Origin of the sequence: Acinetobacter sp. UBA3461 (assembly GCF_002381195.1) — a bacterium.
Classification (GTDB): Bacteria; Pseudomonadota; Gammaproteobacteria; order Pseudomonadales; family Moraxellaceae; genus Acinetobacter; species Acinetobacter schindleri.
The window spans coordinates 1-16,536 of the sequence record NZ_DFRO01000027.1; the positions used below are offsets into that span (position 1 = coordinate 1).

General features: G+C 42.7%; 13 protein-coding genes. 7 read left to right on the forward strand and 6 right to left on the reverse strand.

Annotated elements, in window-relative coordinates; genetic code table 11:
• Positions 1 to 367: 367 nt before the first annotated feature.
• From B3D47_RS07390 to B3D47_RS07410, 5 genes are all read right to left on the reverse strand, one after another.
• Positions 368 to 1,687, reverse strand: a complete 1,320-nt coding sequence (locus B3D47_RS07390) for a hypothetical protein (protein WP_005223114.1) — start codon at positions 1,685 to 1,687, stop codon at positions 368 to 370.
• Positions 1,680 to 2,258 (reverse strand): hypothetical protein, encoded by a 579-nt coding sequence (locus B3D47_RS07395; RefSeq protein WP_286861053.1) that lies wholly within the window; start codon positions 2,256 to 2,258, stop codon positions 1,680 to 1,682. The genes B3D47_RS07390 and B3D47_RS07395 overlap by 8 nt, the downstream gene beginning before the upstream one ends.
• A 717-nt stretch (positions 2,259 to 2,975) precedes the next feature.
• Positions 2,976 to 4,259, reverse strand: coding sequence for a ribonucleotide-diphosphate reductase subunit beta (locus B3D47_RS07400; protein WP_004891690.1), 1,284 nt, complete (start codon positions 4,257 to 4,259; stop codon positions 2,976 to 2,978).
• 142 nt (positions 4,260 to 4,401) lie between these two features.
• Complete coding sequence (locus tag B3D47_RS07405; protein ID WP_278364076.1) at positions 4,402 to 4,530, reverse strand: hypothetical protein; 129 nt, start codon at positions 4,528 to 4,530, stop codon at positions 4,402 to 4,404.
• A gap of 367 nt (positions 4,531 to 4,897) precedes the next feature.
• Positions 4,898 to 7,735, reverse strand: a complete 2,838-nt coding sequence (locus tag B3D47_RS07410; protein WP_286861058.1) for a ribonucleoside-diphosphate reductase subunit alpha — start codon at positions 7,733 to 7,735, stop codon at positions 4,898 to 4,900.
• Between the two features lie 555 nt (positions 7,736 to 8,290).
• On the opposite strand from B3D47_RS07410, the gene bfmR reads away from it, so the two are divergent.
• A complete protein-coding gene (gene bfmR, locus B3D47_RS07415) occupies positions 8,291 to 9,007 on the forward strand; it encodes a response regulator transcription factor BfmR (protein WP_004891693.1) in 717 nt (238 codons plus the stop codon).
• A 42-nt stretch (positions 9,008 to 9,049) separates the two neighbouring features.
• The gene (gene bfmS, locus B3D47_RS07420; RefSeq protein ID WP_163165186.1) at positions 9,050 to 10,717 is read left to right on the forward strand and encodes a sensor histidine kinase BfmS; all 1,668 of its coding nucleotides are present in this window, start codon (positions 9,050 to 9,052) and stop codon (positions 10,715 to 10,717) included.
• A gap of 92 nt (positions 10,718 to 10,809) precedes the next feature.
• Here the strand turns inward: bfmS and B3D47_RS07425 are convergent, their stop codons facing one another.
• The gene (locus tag B3D47_RS07425) at positions 10,810 to 11,166 is read right to left on the reverse strand and encodes a hypothetical protein (protein WP_005223086.1); all 357 of its coding nucleotides are present in this window, start codon (positions 11,164 to 11,166) and stop codon (positions 10,810 to 10,812) included.
• A 402-nt stretch (positions 11,167 to 11,568) separates the two neighbouring features.
• On the opposite strand from B3D47_RS07425, the gene B3D47_RS07430 reads away from it, so the two are divergent.
• The 5 genes from B3D47_RS07430 to nuoF all read left to right on the forward strand — a co-directional run bounded on the left by B3D47_RS07430 (position 11,569) and on the right by nuoF (position 16,529).
• Positions 11,569 to 12,114: an NADH-quinone oxidoreductase subunit A gene (locus B3D47_RS07430; protein WP_004814675.1), complete on the forward strand. Its 546-nt coding sequence runs from the start codon at positions 11,569 to 11,571 to the stop codon at positions 12,112 to 12,114.
• A gap of 6 nt (positions 12,115 to 12,120) precedes the next feature.
• Complete coding sequence (locus tag B3D47_RS07435) at positions 12,121 to 12,801, forward strand: NuoB/complex I 20 kDa subunit family protein (RefSeq protein ID WP_004814676.1); 681 nt, start codon at positions 12,121 to 12,123, stop codon at positions 12,799 to 12,801.
• A gap of 88 nt (positions 12,802 to 12,889) precedes the next feature.
• On the forward strand, positions 12,890 to 14,677 hold the full coding sequence (gene nuoC, locus B3D47_RS07440) for an NADH-quinone oxidoreductase subunit C/D (RefSeq protein ID WP_004891702.1): 1,788 nt from the start codon (positions 12,890 to 12,892) through the stop codon (positions 14,675 to 14,677).
• Positions 14,678 to 14,691: 14 nt separating this feature from the next.
• Positions 14,692 to 15,201 (forward strand): NADH-quinone oxidoreductase subunit NuoE, encoded by a 510-nt coding sequence (gene nuoE, locus B3D47_RS07445; protein WP_004814680.1) that lies wholly within the window; start codon positions 14,692 to 14,694, stop codon positions 15,199 to 15,201.
• Positions 15,198 to 16,529, forward strand: a complete 1,332-nt coding sequence (nuoF, locus tag B3D47_RS07450) for an NADH-quinone oxidoreductase subunit NuoF (RefSeq protein ID WP_071321032.1) — start codon at positions 15,198 to 15,200, stop codon at positions 16,527 to 16,529. The genes nuoE and nuoF overlap by 4 nt, the downstream gene beginning before the upstream one ends.
• Positions 16,530 to 16,536 lie beyond the last annotated feature (7 nt).

Below are 16,536 nucleotides of genomic sequence, written 5' to 3' on the forward strand. Positions count from 1 at the left end.
CTTTAAATGGTTTCTAACATTTTTATTTCGTATAATCGCCATTATGTTAAATGGGGGGTTATTTAGTGGAAAAATCTACTTTTTAAAATTGTAAATAAGAGATTTTATGTTAAATATCATCTCAGGGTTGATCCTAGACAGTATCCTAGAAAAACGATCGGTAATACCCCATTATTAACTGAGGTTAAAAGTAAAAAAATTATAAGCCTTTATTATTGTTTAATTTTTTTAGCACTACCATCCATGCTTCTTTAGCGATTTGATTCATACCATTAAAGGCCATCTTCGCTTATGAAACGCATTCAACATAGCAATTAAAGGACTCATAGGGATCGCTAGATTAAAACGATCTCTATGAGTCAAATATTTACTCTGCTACTAATACCTTATAGCGTCCTGTTTCTTCGTCTTTACTTACGTTAAGAGTAAAAGCATTAATGCCTGTAGCACTACCAGTACTTTGCCCCATTACGAATGATTTGTTGTGCGATACACCTGTTTGGCTTTTTACTTGTAATGTCGCAACTCGACCATCCGCACGAGAGTAATTTGCTAAACCTACTCTATACGCACCGGTTTGAAGTTTTGTTGCATCACATGATGCAAAGTAATGTTCAGGTCCATTAGCATAAGTATTATCAATATCCAAATAACCTGATCCACCAATAGGGTTGGAGAACATTACTTTATTGCCAGATGGCTCAACCACATGTAGGTCTACATCTCCTAATCCATCCCAGGTGAGCATGACATTAAAAAAACCAGTTTCAGTGATTTTTGAAGGTGCTTTAAGCGTATTAAAAAGATTGTTTACTTCTGAGTCTAAGGCTGAATACATAGGAAAGTTGTGATTAGTGTAGGTTTCTAAAAACCCATGCCCAAAGGCATCACGTCCAAAATTATTCCCAAATGGTTTATAAACAGGAATGCTATGAGTATTGGATGGAACACTACCAGATAGACGCAAACCATTAATAACTAAATCTTGATCAGCTAAAATATGATTTCCATTTAATTTAATAGAAGCAGGCGCTACATGGATTACACCAACTGCGGAGGAATCAGTCTTTGAAATGGAATATTGATACGCCTTATTAACAAACAAGTTCCCTTGAGAGTGCGCAATCATTATAACTTTATTACCTTCTAGAAGGCTTTGTTGCAAGTCACGCTCATGCTTTAAATATGTTTCTCGTTCTGCAATTGGTGCAGTCAACTTTAATGCTGCAACAATACTATCAACAACCTCTCTTTGAATTAAATCAAAAGCAAATCTAGGTACTGTCGCTATTACGGTTAGAGCGTCGTTAATATGACCAAGCCAAGTTTTTCCGTTATTGTTTTGGAACTGTTGCTTTATTATTTCAGTATATAATTCCCAACGATCACCTATGGTTTCTTCTGAGAATCGTTGATAAAAAGTTTCCACAAAATCAGAGAGGAATTGACTTTTGTTGTACATTACTTGGTATTTGATGTTTTCACCTGATGGTGATTGGTCACTATAGCGTTCTTCTATTTCATTAAGATTCTTACGAGCTGTTTTCTCATCCGTAAGAACACCATTGAAATAGGCTATAGTTATATCAGACTTGTTGCACAAATCATTTACATCGTCTGTAGCATTAGTGATGCTAGATGCAACCATTAAAAGAGAAATGGCACTCAAATGAATTTTCTTATTCATCGCAGTAATCTCTTTGTGGTATCGTGAACACAAAGCCATCTAAAGCATCACTATATTTGTAATAAGCCTGTAGGCGTTTTTTGGTATTTGTAGTCATATTTCCTATTTCATCAATTACATCGGATGCGTCTATATTCGGGTTATTTTTGAATGTTTTATAAACACAAGTCGTTGCTCTATCAGCTTCATAAGATGATGCTTGTAATTCAACTTCATTCTCTAAATTAACAGCCATTTTTTGCTGACTATTCCTTGCAAATTGTTGAACCGCTTTTTTTTCAAGTTCATCTTTATATTTTTGTTCAATATGAGCGTCAATATCATCACGGATGCCATTTTGGTCCTTATCAATCCCTAAAATTGAATCTGTTCTTTCAAGTTTTGGTAATTTCCCTTCATCCTCTAATTTCTGAAAGACTTGCTCTTTTGTCGTTATTTTTTCATTTTGTGGTGCTGAGGAATTATTTTCTCCACCGCAGGCACTTAAAGCTATTAAGCAAAAAGATCCTAATAAAATAGACTTAAACATTATTACCCCTGTTGTTACTCGTATATTTTTCATAAAATTCATACAAGCTTGCTCTAGTATAAATATTGATTTTCTGGATATTTATCAATTTTGATTTTACTTGTATGTTAATTCAGTATGAATGGCAAAAATTTAAAAAAATCAAAAGCTCTCAGTATAATTAGAGTTTATATGAACACCAGTTTATTCGCTATCACGTTACACTGACTGATAAAGGCAAGAGTTTAATCTTTATTAAAAAAGAGAAAAGATGCTCATAGAGTAGCTTTCATATAACTTCCGCAAGATTATTTAAATACATTCTAGAAATGAAAATGACTGGTAGACCATGGACAAGAATAGGGGGGCAGTTTATCCAATAATTTGCAATTTAATGACATTGATAAATATTATCTAAATTTAAGATTTCCTAAAATTAACATAATACACCTTATACGAAATTATTTAATTTTTTAATTAAAAATCAGTATTTTACTATAATCTATTCTTAGATTTAGTCCACTGGAACGGCTTTTTATTGATTACTCATGTTCCATGCTTATTTATTAACCAATGTTCCACGGTTTTATGTAATCTAATTTAAATCTAAAGCAGGAAAAAATGTCCCGATAAAACAAGAATAGATGTCCAAGTAGTTATTGATTTTGCAAAACCCATAAAGTTTTAATTGTTTAAAATTAATATGAGACTTGATAAAAAACCGCCATGAATGGCGGTTTTCTCAATGATAACTTATGTGTCGCGTGATGTAAAAAAGCCTTACCAGCTTAACGCACCGCCAGTCTGATAGTCAGTTACGCGCGTCTCGAAGAAATTCTTCTCTTTACGCAAGTCCATCATCTCTGACATCCACTGGAATGGGTTATTTACACCAGCGAATTGTTCAGGTAAGCCTAACTGCGCCAGACGACGGTTCGCAATGAACTTCAGGTATTCTTCCATCATGCCAGCATTCATACCCAATACACCGCGTGGCATCGTGTCACGTGCGTATTCAATTTCCAGCATTGTACCTTCAAGAATCATCTGAATGATTTCTTCCTGGAACTCAGTCGTCCATAAACCTGGATTTTCGATCTTGATCTGGTTGATCATATCGATACCGAAGTTCAGGTGCATTGACTCATCACGCAGGATGTACTGGAATTGCTCGGCAACACCATTCATCTTGTTACGACGGCCCATCGACAGGATCTGGCTGAAACCGCAGTAGAAGAAGATCCCTTCAAGTACACAGTAGAATGCGATCAGGTTGCGAAGCAAAATCTGGTCGTTTTCAGGTGTACCGGTTTTGAAAGTAGGATCACTTAAAGACTGCGTATATTTCAGACCCCATGCTGCTTTACGTGCAACTGAAGGTACTTCGCGGTACATGTTGAAGACTTCACCTTCATCCATACCTAAAGATTCGATACAGTATTGATAAGCGTGGGTGTGAATTGCTTCTTCAAATGCCTGACGCAAGATGTACTGACGGCATTCAGGGTTGGTAATGTGACGATAAATCGCCAGTACCAGGTTGTTTGCGACCAGTGAATCCGCAGTCGAGAAGAAACCAAGTGAACGCATCACGATGGTACGTTCATCTTCAGTCAAGCCATTTTCAGACTTCCACAGCGCGATGTCGTGGTTCATATTGACTTCTTGCGGCATCCAGTGGTTTGCACAACCGTCCAGATATTTCTGCCAAGCCCATTCGTATTTGAATGGAACAAGCTGGTTCAAGTCCGCACGACAGTTAATCATTGCCTTGTCGTCAACTTGTACACGTTGCGCGCCCATTTCAAGCTCTTCCAGACCTGGAGCAACATCAAGCTGTTCTAGGGAAGCAGATGCTCTTGCCAGCGAATCGGTTGGATTTGATCCTCGGTTTTGAGTGGCTCTAAGGGGTTGTGCAGCTGCCACATCCGACGATGTGTTGCTTGCATCAGGTACCACCTGTGAATTAGACGCTTTTTGCGGCTCGACGGGCGCAGGCTGCTGTGTTTGTGCAGCTGGTTTTTGCGAATCATCTTCGAAATCGTCCCAACTTAAGATAGACATATCAGTTCTCTCTTCGATGCTTATATCTTTTATTAGACATTCAGCCTCGCTGAAATGTCCTACTATACGCTCAATTTATGTAAGCAAAATTAAGTTTTGTCGATGACTGCTCTGCTTTTGTACGGAAGAGCAAAAATCCCCACTACTTATTTTGCTTGCGCGATTTATGAGCCTTTAACCAGAAATAGGCAATCGGTGCATAAAAAGTCAGAGCAAAGGAAACCACCAGTGCAGCAAGTCCTAACATATAGTTATGGGTCATATGAGGCATTGAGGTTTCCTTGTGTTTCTATTTATCTTTTTGATCAGTAGTGTAATAGTGATTGTGGTGAATGTTATAGGTAACATTTTGAACAGAGGAGTGGTTCAAGTTACTTGAACCTTCTCCTGTACTCTGTGCAAGTGTATTACTTTGAACATTACTGGTTTGGGAGTTATATAAATAAGCTCCCGTACTACCACATACTATTGTTAACACACTGAAAATAAATGCGTTAATTTTATTCATATGCTTTCTCTAAAGAAAGCATGCTGAAAATCAGAAGATCTAAACTGATACAACTATTCAGATATCTGATCTACAACATGCTGACATGTTAGCAATCATCATTATCTCAATGTAGCTGTATAAGCCTAAATTACTGACAAGCCTCACAATCAGGATTGTCAATTGAACATGCCATTGGCACTGGTGCTGCATTGGCAAAACCTTCTTCCTCTGCAGAAACTTCAGGTTTTTGCGCTTCAACCACCGGAGCAGCAGCTGCAACAGGGGCTGCAGTTGCAGTCGCTTTAACAGCATTTAGTGCACCAGTATTAATCGTTGATTTCTCGGCAGAAGTTGCACCCAATGCACGTAGGTAATAAGTGGTTTTAAGACCACGTAACCAAGCCATCTTATAAGTGATGTCTAGTTTCTTACCGTTTGCACCAGCGATATAAAGGTTTAGAGACTGAGCCTGGTCGATCCATTTTTGACGACGTGAAGCAGCGTCAACGATCCAGCGCGTTTCAACTTCAAACGCAGTCGCGAAGATGGCTTTAAGCTCTTCAGGAATACGGGAAATCTTCTGTACAGAACCTTCGAAATGTTTCAGGTCATTGACCATGACTGCATCCCAAAGACCACGTTCTTTTAACGCACGTACCAAGTATGGGTTAATCACGGTGAATTCGCCAGACAGGTTCGATTTCACATACAAGTTCTGGAATGTAGGCTCAATGGATTGAGACACGCCACAAATATTTGAAATCGTAGCAGTTGGCGCAATTGCCATCACATTCGAGTTACGCATACCGTCTTTTTGAACTTTGGCACGTAAAGTGTCCCAGTCCAGACGTTGAGTGCGGTCGACTTCGAACATACGTTCTGGACGAGTTTTCGCAACCAGATCAAGCGAGTCGATTGGTAAAATACCTTGATCCCACAATGAACCCTTGAATGTTTCATATGTACCACGTTCAACAGCAAGGTCACTTGAAGTTGAAATCGCGTAGTAAGAAATCACTTCCATCGATTCATCAGCAAACTCAACCGCAGCATCAGAACCATACGCCAGGTTCATTTCGTATAAAGCATCCTGGAAGCCCATGATACCCATACCGACTGGACGATGTTTCAGGTTTGAATTACGTGCTTGTGGAACAGCGTAGTAGTTGATGTCAATCACGTTGTCGAGCATACGCACAGCAGTTTTTACTGTACGTGCCAGTTTTTCGCGATCCAGTACACCGCCTTGCACGTGTTGAACCAGGTTGATCGAACCTAAGTTACACACCGCGATTTCTTCTTTGCTGGTGTTCAACGTGATTTCGGTACACAGGTTAGAAGAGTGCACTACACCAACGTGTTGTTGCGGTGAACGTAAGTTACATACGTCTTTGAAGGTGATCCACGGGTGACCTGTTTCAAACAGCATCGACAGCATTTTGCGCCACAAATCTTTTGCACGGATTTTCTTGTGCAACATGTTTGTTTCTTTGGCAATGCTTTCGTAGTAAGCATAACGCTCAGCGAATTCAGCACCAGTCAAATCATGCAGATCAGGCGTTTCAGAAGGGGTGAACAGTGTCCACTCTGCATCTTCAAAGACACGTTGCATGAACAGGTCAGGAACCCAGTTCGCTGTGTTCATGTCGTGGGTACGACGACGGTCATCACCCGTGTTCTTACGCAGTTCCAGGAATTCTTCGATGTCTAGGTGCCAGGTTTCTAAGTACGCACAAACTGCACCTTTACGCTTGCCACCCTGGTTCACTGCAACAGCAGTATCGTTCGCCACTTTCAGGAACGGAACCACACCTTGTGATTTACCATTTGTGCCTTTGATGTATGAGTTCAAGGCACGAACTGGTGTCCAGTCATTCCCTAAACCGCCCGCCCATTTAGACAGCATTGCGTTATCACGCATCGCGCCATAGATGTCAAACAGGTCATCATCAATGGTGGTCAAGTAGCAGCTAGACAACTGTGGACGAAGCGTACCTGAGTTAAACAGGGTTGGCGTAGATGCCATGTAGTCGAAACTAGATAACAGGTTATAGAACTCGATTGCACGCTCTTCACGGTTTTCTTCGTTCAGGGCTAGACCCATTGAAACACGCATAAAGAATAATTGCGGCAATTCAAAACGTACGCCATCCGAGTGGATGAAATAACGGTCAAATAATGTTTGCAGACCTAGATAAGTAAACTGGTTAGAGCGTTCTGGTTGAATCGCTGCAGCCAATTTAGTCAGGTCAAAGTTAAGAAGTTCAGGTGAAAGAAGTTCTAGCTCAATCCCTTTTTTCAGGTAAGTTTCCAGTGCATCGCCTTCAACGGTATCTGCAGGTAGACCCAGGAATTCCAAACCAGTTGCCACTAGGTCATTACGTAACAGACGTGCAGTTACATAAGTATAGTTTGGTTCTTGTTCGATACGGGTACGGGTCGCCATCATCATGGTTGTAGAGATGTCTGACTCTTTTACGCCGTTATACAGGTTTTTTACGGTCTCATCGACAATTGCCTGAACGTCGATTCCTTCAAGGCCTTCAGCAGCTTTAGCAACAGTTTCAGTCAGTTGGCTCAGGTCAAGCGGTTTGAGCTTACCCGCTGCATCAGTAATTTGCAGGGTAGGGTGATGGTTAGCACCCAGTTGCTTACGAGCGTCAGAACGTTGTTCGCGATAGATGACATAGGCACGCGCAACTTTCTGTTCGCCAGTACGCATAAGCGCAAGTTCAACCTGATCCTGGATTTCTTCAATGTGAATCGTCCCACCAGAAGGCAAGCGACGTTTGAAAGTGTTCATGACCATTTCCGTCAGCTGCTCAATACGATCGTGGATACGGCTTGAGTCAGCACTTTGTTGGCCTTCAACAGCCAAAAAAGCCTTACCAATTGCGACAGAAATTTTTTCTGCATCAAAAGTGGCAACATCACCGGTGCGTTTAATCACCTGAAGTTGACCAGGAGTTGAAGTAATTACGCTCATTTTAGCATAGCTCCATTGTCATCTATTTTTATGTTTATGGACCGTTTGAACTGGGCAATTTTTATGCCACAGTGTTTGAGGAATAAACACAATACCTAGTGGTTTAAAAATTAATTGAACACAAGATACGGGAAAATTTAGGGTAGATCAATATTGACATTTTAATAAATATTTTAGTGAAACAACCTGAGAAACTTTATTAAAAAAATCCTTTTTTTTATCATCTTGGTGCAAGCCTTATTCGGCAAGGCATAGCATAACAAAGCTGGTAAGAAGTACTTATAGATAACATTGTGGATAACTCTTTTTGAGCAAATTGAGGGGCATTTTTTATTCAGATAGACGGTTGCCTAGCCTAGATTTGTTCAATGTTTTGTATAAAAAATGTCGCTAACAGAAATATCTGCAAAAAAATATTACAAAATGCTACTTTGATGTATCAGTTTGGTGAACGCTATCTTGTTTACAATGTAAACGTGTGTATATTGCTTGCTATATCCACCGTATCTATCAGATTTCAAAAGGATACGTCCATCGAATAAAGGTGCACAATATATGAGCCAAGAAGAAAAGTTACCCAAAATTCTAATCGTTGAAGATGATGAGCGTCTTGCTCGTTTAACTCAAGAATATCTTATTCGTAACGGACTTGAGGTAGGGGTAGAGCCCGACGGTAATCGTGCGATTCGCCGCATTATCGCCGAGCAGCCAGACATGGTGGTTTTAGATGTTATGTTGCCAGGTGCGGATGGCTTGACCATCTGTCGTGAAGTTCGTCCACATTATCATCAACCGATTTTGATGCTGACTGCACGTACTGAAGATATGGATCAGGTGTTGGGTCTGGAAATGGGTGCGGACGACTATGTCGCTAAACCGGTTCAGCCGCGTGTGCTATTGGCGCGTATTCGTGCCTTGTTGCGTCGTACTGATAAAGTACCTGAAGATGAAGTGGCTCAACGTATTGAATTTGACGATCTTGTGATCGACAATGGTGGCCGTTCTGTGACCTTGAATGGTGAATTGGTAGACTTTACCAGTGCAGAATATGATCTATTGTGGTTGCTTGCATCAAATGCAGGCCGTATTCTTTCGCGTGAAGATATTTTTGAGCGTCTTCGTGGCATTGAATATGATGGCCAGGACCGTTCAATTGATGTTCGTATTTCGCGCATCCGTCCGAAAATTGGGGACGATCCAGAAAACCCTAAACGTATTAAAACAGTTCGTAGTAAAGGTTATCTGTTCGTTAAGGAAACCAATGGCATGTAAATACATGCCATTCCTAAGCTGAATAAGCGGGAAAGCTTATAAGTGTTCAAACACAATATATTTTTGCGTATTTATGCAGGACTTGTCATTCTGGTACTCCTGGTGACCCTGTTCGGCTATCTGTTGGTGCAGATTATTAACTACCAGCGGGCGCAGGTATATCGTGAGTCCTTGACTGATGGTATGGCCTATATCATGAGTGAAGGGGTGGCACGCCAGCCGAATATGCAGCAGAAACTGGACTGGATTTCGGATGCTTCAGATTTGCTGGAGCTTCCGATCTATTATGTAGAAGCTGAAAAAGTTGATCTGACCCGTGCAGAGAAACGTCGTATTGAAGACCGTAAGGCGGTAGTGCGTTGGGATGCACAAACCTCAGTGGCTTATGTGGTCATTGGATTGCGTGATGATCCAAAGCATTTTCTATATATAAAGGCAGACAATATTACCGAGCGCCAGATGAAGGCGCTGCCGGTATTTATTCTGGATTATCTGGTTTATTACCCAGGTCAGGAAAAAGAATATCTGGAAAAGATCCAGAAGTATTTTTCTTATCCAATCAGTATTCAGGATGTGCAAAGTCTGCCGCTCGATTCAGAACAGATTGGCCGTCTACGTCTAGATCACAGCATTATTCTCTATCGTGATAGTGCCACGATTCGCGGTACCACTATTTCAATTGTTTCTCCGATTCCAAGCTCGGTGTCTGAAGTATTGGTGATGGGGCCTGTGCCTTTGTTTAACTGGATGCCATTCCAGTTGGCAGCCGGAATTACCTTGCTGAGTATGTTTGTGCTGAGTCTGGGGGTATATGGTTTGCTGGTGCCGATGCAACGTAAGCTGCGTGAAGTTAGCTATGCCTTGAACAAGATGAAGTCCGGCAACATGTCGGTACGACTGGCGATAGATGGTAAGGATGAAATGGCATTATTGGCATCCAGCTATAATGCCATGTCGGATCATATTCAGCGTCTGATCGAAGCTCAGCGTGAGTTAATGCGTGCAGTTTCACATGAACTGCGGACCCCTGTTGCACGGATCCGTTTTGCTATGGAAATGCTGGCGGATGAAGATGATTATGAATATCGTCTGCAACAGATGGAACAGATCGATAAAGACATCGAGGCCTTGAACAAGCTGATTGATGAGATCATGACCTATGCCAAACTAGAGCAGGGTACACCTTCCCTTGATTTCGAGAAGATTAATCTGCATGAAGTGCTGGATCAGGTTGTGGCTGAAACTGAAGCGCTAAAAACTGGCAAGAAGGTCGAGCTGCATCAGGTGCCGATGGATATTGAGGTTGAGGCCGAGCGTCGTTATCTGCATCGTGTGGTACAAAATCTGGTGGGGAATGCTGTGCGCTATTGTGATGAAAGAATCATGATTAGCGGTGGTATTGATGCCAATCAACAGGCTTATATCTGTGTAGAAGATGATGGTGCGGGGATTCCGGAAGAAGATCGTGCTCGCGTCTTTGAAGCCTTCTCGCGTCTGGATGACAGCCGTACCCGTGCATCTGGTGGTTATGGCCTGGGTTTGTCGATTGTTAGCCGGATCGCCTTCTGGTTTGGTGGCAAGGTCGAAGTAGATCAAAGTCCTAAGCTGGGTGGTGCACGCTTTACCATGAGCTGGCCAGCACAGCGTTACAAGAAGAAATCCCGCTTTAAGGCTGTTGAAGAGCATAAAGAAGACCTGGATTCCTTATAAAAAGGTGTCTATAGATTATAAAAAAACGATGCATCTGCATCGTTTTTTTATTGAGGCTAATTAATAAAAGCACTCAGGTTTTATAATTTGCTTTATTCATGGATTTCAGCATCGGGCTCAATGATCGGTTTGCCTTCGCGTAAACTTTTGGCCGCTTCCGAATTCAGATTCATCAGAAGGTTATTGTACTTTCCATCGATGCTATAGCCTTGAATCAGTTTTTGGTCGCCATGCAGAGTTTCCACGCGATATTCATCAGCAATATTTAAAATGCCTTCTAAATTTGTCGAGGCAGAAGCAAAATCCTTGCCAAACAGATCATAAATATCCTGCAAGTTGAAATTAGGAGTGTTTTCCTCAGGATGCTTCACAATATAGTTTTCAAGATGTCGAACAAACAGCTGGGCATAGAGAAAATAATCAGGTTTATGGGTAAACTTTAAACTCATATATTCAATCCTTCTTGTTCATTTTTATGCTGTTTATAGGAATAACACAAAGTGATAAAGGGATGAAGTTGCAGAGGCAAGTGGTTGCAAAAAGTACACAATTCACAGGCAGTAATTATGTTTCAGTAGAATCAGCCATTAAAACAATTAAACTGATTTTGGAAAAAATAATGAATTTATTGTTTTTGATTTATTAAAGCGATTATTTCGCAACATGGGCGATAGAACCTAGAAAAATCGGGTATTCGTCTAAAAAATCATCCAAAAGACTAAGGCTTATAAGCTAGCAAGTGAAATCCAAAATCAGGTACAATTGGCGGGATTAATTTTGTGTTTGGTGTATTTGAAGGCCAATACATACATTCTTTGTTAATACATAGGCCTGCCAGGAGTTATCCCCGCATGAGTGCCATTACTCCATACGAATGGGCAATTATTGCCTTCGTGATCGGCGTTACATTTTTATGCGTCTTTATGCTCACTGTCCCATTACTCCTCGGGGGTAAATCATGGGGCCGTGCCAAGCAGGAGCAGTTTGAGTCAGGCGTAGTCAGCGCAGGTGGAGCTCGTATCCGCTTGTCTGCAAAATTCTATTTAGTTGCAATCTTCTTCGTCGTATTCGATTTAGAAGCACTTTATCTATATGCATGGGCAGTTTCTGTTCGTGAAGTGGGTTGGATTGGTTTTGCAACTGCAGCTATCTTTATTTTAGTTTTACTTGTCGGTTTGATTTACGAATTATCCACCGGCGCACTTAACTGGGCACCTTCAGACAAACGTAAGGCGACAGGAGTTAAAACTAAGATTGGTTCGCCAAACATGGATATCGCAGAAATCACTCGCTTCAACTCAATTGAAGAATTGGTTATAGACCCGACTGGTCAAATTCCAGCTCAATCATCTGGTCGTGTGAAAGGTTCACCGGCTCCATTATCTGATAAGGAGTAACCCGGGATGAAATACACTCTAACCCGTGCGAATCCGGATGCTGATCAATATCCACTTCAGGAACGTATTGTTGTCGACGATCCGTTACTACAAGAAGAAGTGAATAAAAACGTATTCATGACTCGCTTAGAAGATGTGCTGCACACTGCAGTAAACTGGGGTCGTAAGAACTCAGTTTGGCCGTTCAACTTTGGTACATCTTGCTGCTACGTAGAGTATGCAACGACCTTAACCGGCGTGCATGACTTGTCACGTTTCGGTGCCGAAGTTATTCGTGCTTCACCGCGTCAGGCGGATTTGATGATTGTTGCAGGTACCTGCTTCGTGAAAATGGCTCCGGTGATTCAACGTCTGTATGAACAGATGCTTGAACCGAAATGGGTTATTTCAATGGGTGCATGTGCCAACTCAGGTGGTATGTACGACATTTATTCAGTTGTACAAGGCGTGGATAAAATTATTCCGGTGGATGTGTACATTCCAGGTTGCCCGCCACGTCCTGAAGCATTGATTCAAGCACTCATGCTATTGCAAGACCAGATTCAACTTGAGCGTCGTCCGCTTTCTGCGGTGATTGGTGATGATCTTCAGCCAGTGTATAAGCCAAAGATGATGCCAGAACGTGACCGTAAGAAAGATCAGCGTATTGCTGTGAAAAATCTGCGCTCAATGGATGAAATTAAATAATTTAAGCGACAAATTTCTTTATGCACCCGACTTGGGTGTAGTTGTCGTTTAGGTTGACTGAATTTGTATTAAATAGGAAGCCAAGCCAATGGCTGAAACTGACATTGCTATGCCAGAATCAACATCTGTTGATTCCCGCCCTGCATTTGCAATTGTAGAAGAGCTCAAAACCAAGTTTGGTGAGAACTTCTATGTGCAAACAACTTTCGAGGATTTCCCGACGGTTTGGGTTGAGCGCGCACGTGTACAAGACGTTTTAATGTTCTTGCGTACAGTGTCACGTCCATACGTGATGTTGTTCGACCTGTCAGCGGTAGATGAGCGTCTGCGTACGCACCGCGACGGTTTACCTGCGTCTGACTTCACTGTGTTCTATCACCTGTTGTCGCTAGAGCGTAATACGGACATCCGTATTAAAGTTGCATTGAGTGAGAGCGATCTCAATATCCCGACTGCAACCAACATCTGGCCAAATGCCAACTGGTACGAACGTGAAGCCTACGATATGTTTGGCATCAACTTCGAAGGGCATCCAATGCTCCGTCGTATCCTGTTGCCAACTTACTGGGAAGGTCATCCACTTCGTAAAGAATATTCTGCACGTGCGACTGAATATACCCCGTACCGTCAGAATCAGGCGAAGCAGGACTACGAACAGGAACATCTTCGTTTCGTTCCTGAGGACTGGGGCATGAAACGCGGCACAGCTGACGAAGACTTCATGTTCCTGAACCTAGGTCCTAACCACCCGTCTGCGCATGGTGCATTCCGTGTGATTTTGCAGATGGACGGTGAAGAAATTAAAGACTGCGTACCAGATATCGGCTATCACCACCGTGGTGTGGAAAAGATGGCTGAACGTCAAACCTGGCATTCATTCATTCCGTATACAGACCGTGTCGACTACCTTGGTGGTTGTGCGCAAAACATGCCATACGTGATGGGTGTAGAGCAAATGGCCGGCATTACCGTGCCTGAGCGTGCGCAATGTATCCGTGTCATGATGTCGGAACTGTTCCGTATCAACAACCACTTGCTGTATATTGGTACTGCGATTCAGGATGCTGGTGGTATGACGCCAGTATTCTATATGTTCGCCGACCGTCAAAAGATCTATGACGCGATTGAAGCGATCACCGGTTACCGTATGCATCCAGCATGGTTCCGTATCGGCGGGACTGCGCATGACCTTCCAAACAACTGGCAGCACTTGATCCGTGAAATCCTGGATTGGATGCCAAAACGTTTGAAGGAATACCACACTGCAGCACTGAAAAACTCTGTATTTGAAGGCCGTACCCGTAACGTGGCGCAATACGATGCTAAATCTGCATTGGCATGGGGCGTAACAGGTACCGGTTTACGTGCAACAGGTATCGACTTTGACGTACGTAAATACCGTCCATACAGTGGTTATGAAAACTATGATTTCGAAGTGCCGGTGGAGTACGAAGGCGATGCATATGCACGTGTGATCGTTCACTATCGTGAAATTGAACAATCGCTGAAAATCATCAAGCAATGTCTGGACAATATGCCGTCTGGTGCATACAAAGCGGATCACCCACTGGCTGTTCCACCACCAAAAGACAAGACTTTACAAGATATTGAAACCTTGATTACGCACTTCCTGAGCGTGTCATGGGGTCCTGTAATGCCTGCTGGTGAAGCATCTGTAATGGCGGAAGTGGTAAAAGGTGCATCGAACTATTACTTGACTTCAGACAAGTCAACCATGAGTTACCGTACCCGTATCCGTACACCGACCTTCACCCACTTGCAGCAAATGCCTTCCGTGATTAACGGCAGTCTGATGTCTGACTTAATCATTTATTTAGCGACAATTGACGTCGTAATGGCTGACGTGGATCGCTAAGGGGTAAACGCTTTATGATGATTTTGACTGATAAAAAGCCACGTGTGAATGTTGAAGGGATTTTGACAGCTGACGAAATCCACGAGATTGAACATCACATTGGTCACTATCCGTACCCACGTGCAGCGTGCCTAGATGCGCTGAAGTGTGTACAGCGTCGCAATGGCTGGGTAGACGATGCACAGATGAATGCCATCGCGCAAATGCTGAGCATGAGCCTTGCCGACCTTGAAGGTGTTGCGACTTTCTATAACCGTATTTACCGTCAGCCGGTAGGTCGTCATGTGATCCTGTTATGTGACTCTATTGCGTGCTTTTTGATGGGTGCGGAAACTTTAGCAGAAGCTTTCCAGCGTGAATTGGGGATTTCGTTTGGTCAAACAACCGCTGATGGTCGTTTTACTTTGCTACCAATCTGCTGCTTAGGTAACTGTGACAAAGGTCCAACCCTGATGATTGATGAAGATACTCATGGTCTGGTTGAAGTGACCTCAATTAAACAGTTATTGGAGAAGTATGTATGAATACTGAACCAAAACCAATTTATGGCGACGGTAATCCAGAAACGCATCCATTGACCTGGCGTTTGAGCAAACAAGCCAATGTTCGTAGTGTTGATGACTACGAAGCTTTAGAAGGTTATGCAGGCTTTAAGAAAGCACTGACCATGCCGCCTAAAGATGTGCTTGAAATCATTAAAGCAGCGACTGTTAAGGGTCGAGGTGGTGCAGGCTTCCCGGCAGGTATCAAGTGGTCTTTGATGGCGCCAAATGACAATTCAGGTCCTCGTTACCTGATTTGTAATGCCGATGAGATGGAACCAGGTACTTTCAAAGACCGTCTGTTGATGGAAGATCTTCCACACCAGTTGATCGAAGGTATGTTGATTGCAGGTTATACGCTTGAAGCAACCCATGGTTATATCTTCATCCGTGGTGAATACATCGAAGCTGCTCAGTACTTAAATGAAGCACTTGAACAAGTTCGTGCCAAAGGTTACCTGGGTGACAACATCCTGGATTCAGGCTGGAGCTTCGAATTACACGTGCATACCGGTGCAGGCCGTTATATCTGTGGTGAAGAAACCGCATTGATTAACTCGCTTGAAGGTCGCCGTGCCAATCCGCGTACTAAACCACCATTCCCGCAGGTTGCAGGTGCTTGGGGTCGTCCTACGATTGTCAACAACGTAGAGACCTACAACAACTTGCCAGCCATCATGCTGCGTGGTCCTGAATGGTACATCGGCTTATCTGCGGGTAAATCGAAAGATCCAGGCACAAAAATCTACGGTGCATCAGGTAAAGTTAAATTCCCTGGTCTATGGGAACTTCCATTCGGTACCACTGCACGTGAAGTGATTGAAGATCATGCCGGTGGTATGCGTGATGGCCTGAAACTGAAAGCTTGGTTACCAGGTGGCGCATCCACTGACTTCCTGGCAGCTGAACATATTGACCTTCCTATGGATGCGGAAAGCATCATGAAAGCAGGTTCACGTCTGGGTACGTGTTTGCTCATGGTGGTTGATGAAACTCAATGTATGGTTTCAGCAACACGTAACCTAGAAGAATTCTTTGCGCGTGAATCTTGTGGTTTCTGTACACCTTGCCGTGATGGTTTGCCTTGGGCGGTGAAAGCGCTTAAAGCACTAGAAGATGGTACAGGTAAGAAAGAAGATATTGATCATTTACAAGAGCTTACCCGTAAGCTTTGGATTGGTAAAACTTTCTGTGCTCACGCACCAGGTGCGATGGAACCGTTAATGGGCGCACTCAAACATTTCCGTGGCGAGTTTGAAGCGAAAGTGGTGAATGCCGCAGCTCAAACTAGCAACGTAGAACAAGCTTAAGGAATTC

Bases quoted from the DNA above. Each gene is read 5' to 3' on its own strand.
- B3D47_RS07390 (WP_005223114.1), bottom strand. From the start codon at position 1,687: ATGAATAAGAAAATTCATTTGAGTGCCATTTCTCTTTTAATGGTTGCA.
- B3D47_RS07395 (WP_286861053.1), bottom strand. From the start codon at position 2,258: ATGAATTTTATGAAAAATATACGAGTAACAACAGGGGTAATAATGTTT.
- B3D47_RS07400 (WP_004891690.1), bottom strand. From the start codon at position 4,259: ATGTCTATCTTAAGTTGGGACGATTTCGAAGATGATTCGCAAAAACCA.
- B3D47_RS07405 (WP_278364076.1), bottom strand. From the start codon at position 4,530: ATGCCTCATATGACCCATAACTATATGTTAGGACTTGCTGCACTGGTG.
- B3D47_RS07410 (WP_286861058.1), bottom strand. From the start codon at position 7,735: ATGAGCGTAATTACTTCAACTCCTGGTCAACTTCAGGTGATTAAACGC.
- bfmR (WP_004891693.1), top strand. From the start codon at position 8,291: ATGAGCCAAGAAGAAAAGTTACCCAAAATTCTAATCGTTGAAGATGAT.
- B3D47_RS07425 (WP_005223086.1), bottom strand. From the start codon at position 11,166: ATGAGTTTAAAGTTTACCCATAAACCTGATTATTTTCTCTATGCCCAG.
- B3D47_RS07430 (WP_004814675.1), top strand. From the start codon at position 11,569: ATGAGTGCCATTACTCCATACGAATGGGCAATTATTGCCTTCGTGATC.
- B3D47_RS07435 (WP_004814676.1), top strand. From the start codon at position 12,121: ATGAAATACACTCTAACCCGTGCGAATCCGGATGCTGATCAATATCCA.
- nuoC (WP_004891702.1), top strand. From the start codon at position 12,890: ATGGCTGAAACTGACATTGCTATGCCAGAATCAACATCTGTTGATTCC.
- nuoE (WP_004814680.1), top strand. From the start codon at position 14,692: ATGATGATTTTGACTGATAAAAAGCCACGTGTGAATGTTGAAGGGATT.
- nuoF (WP_071321032.1), top strand. From the start codon at position 15,198: ATGAATACTGAACCAAAACCAATTTATGGCGACGGTAATCCAGAAACG.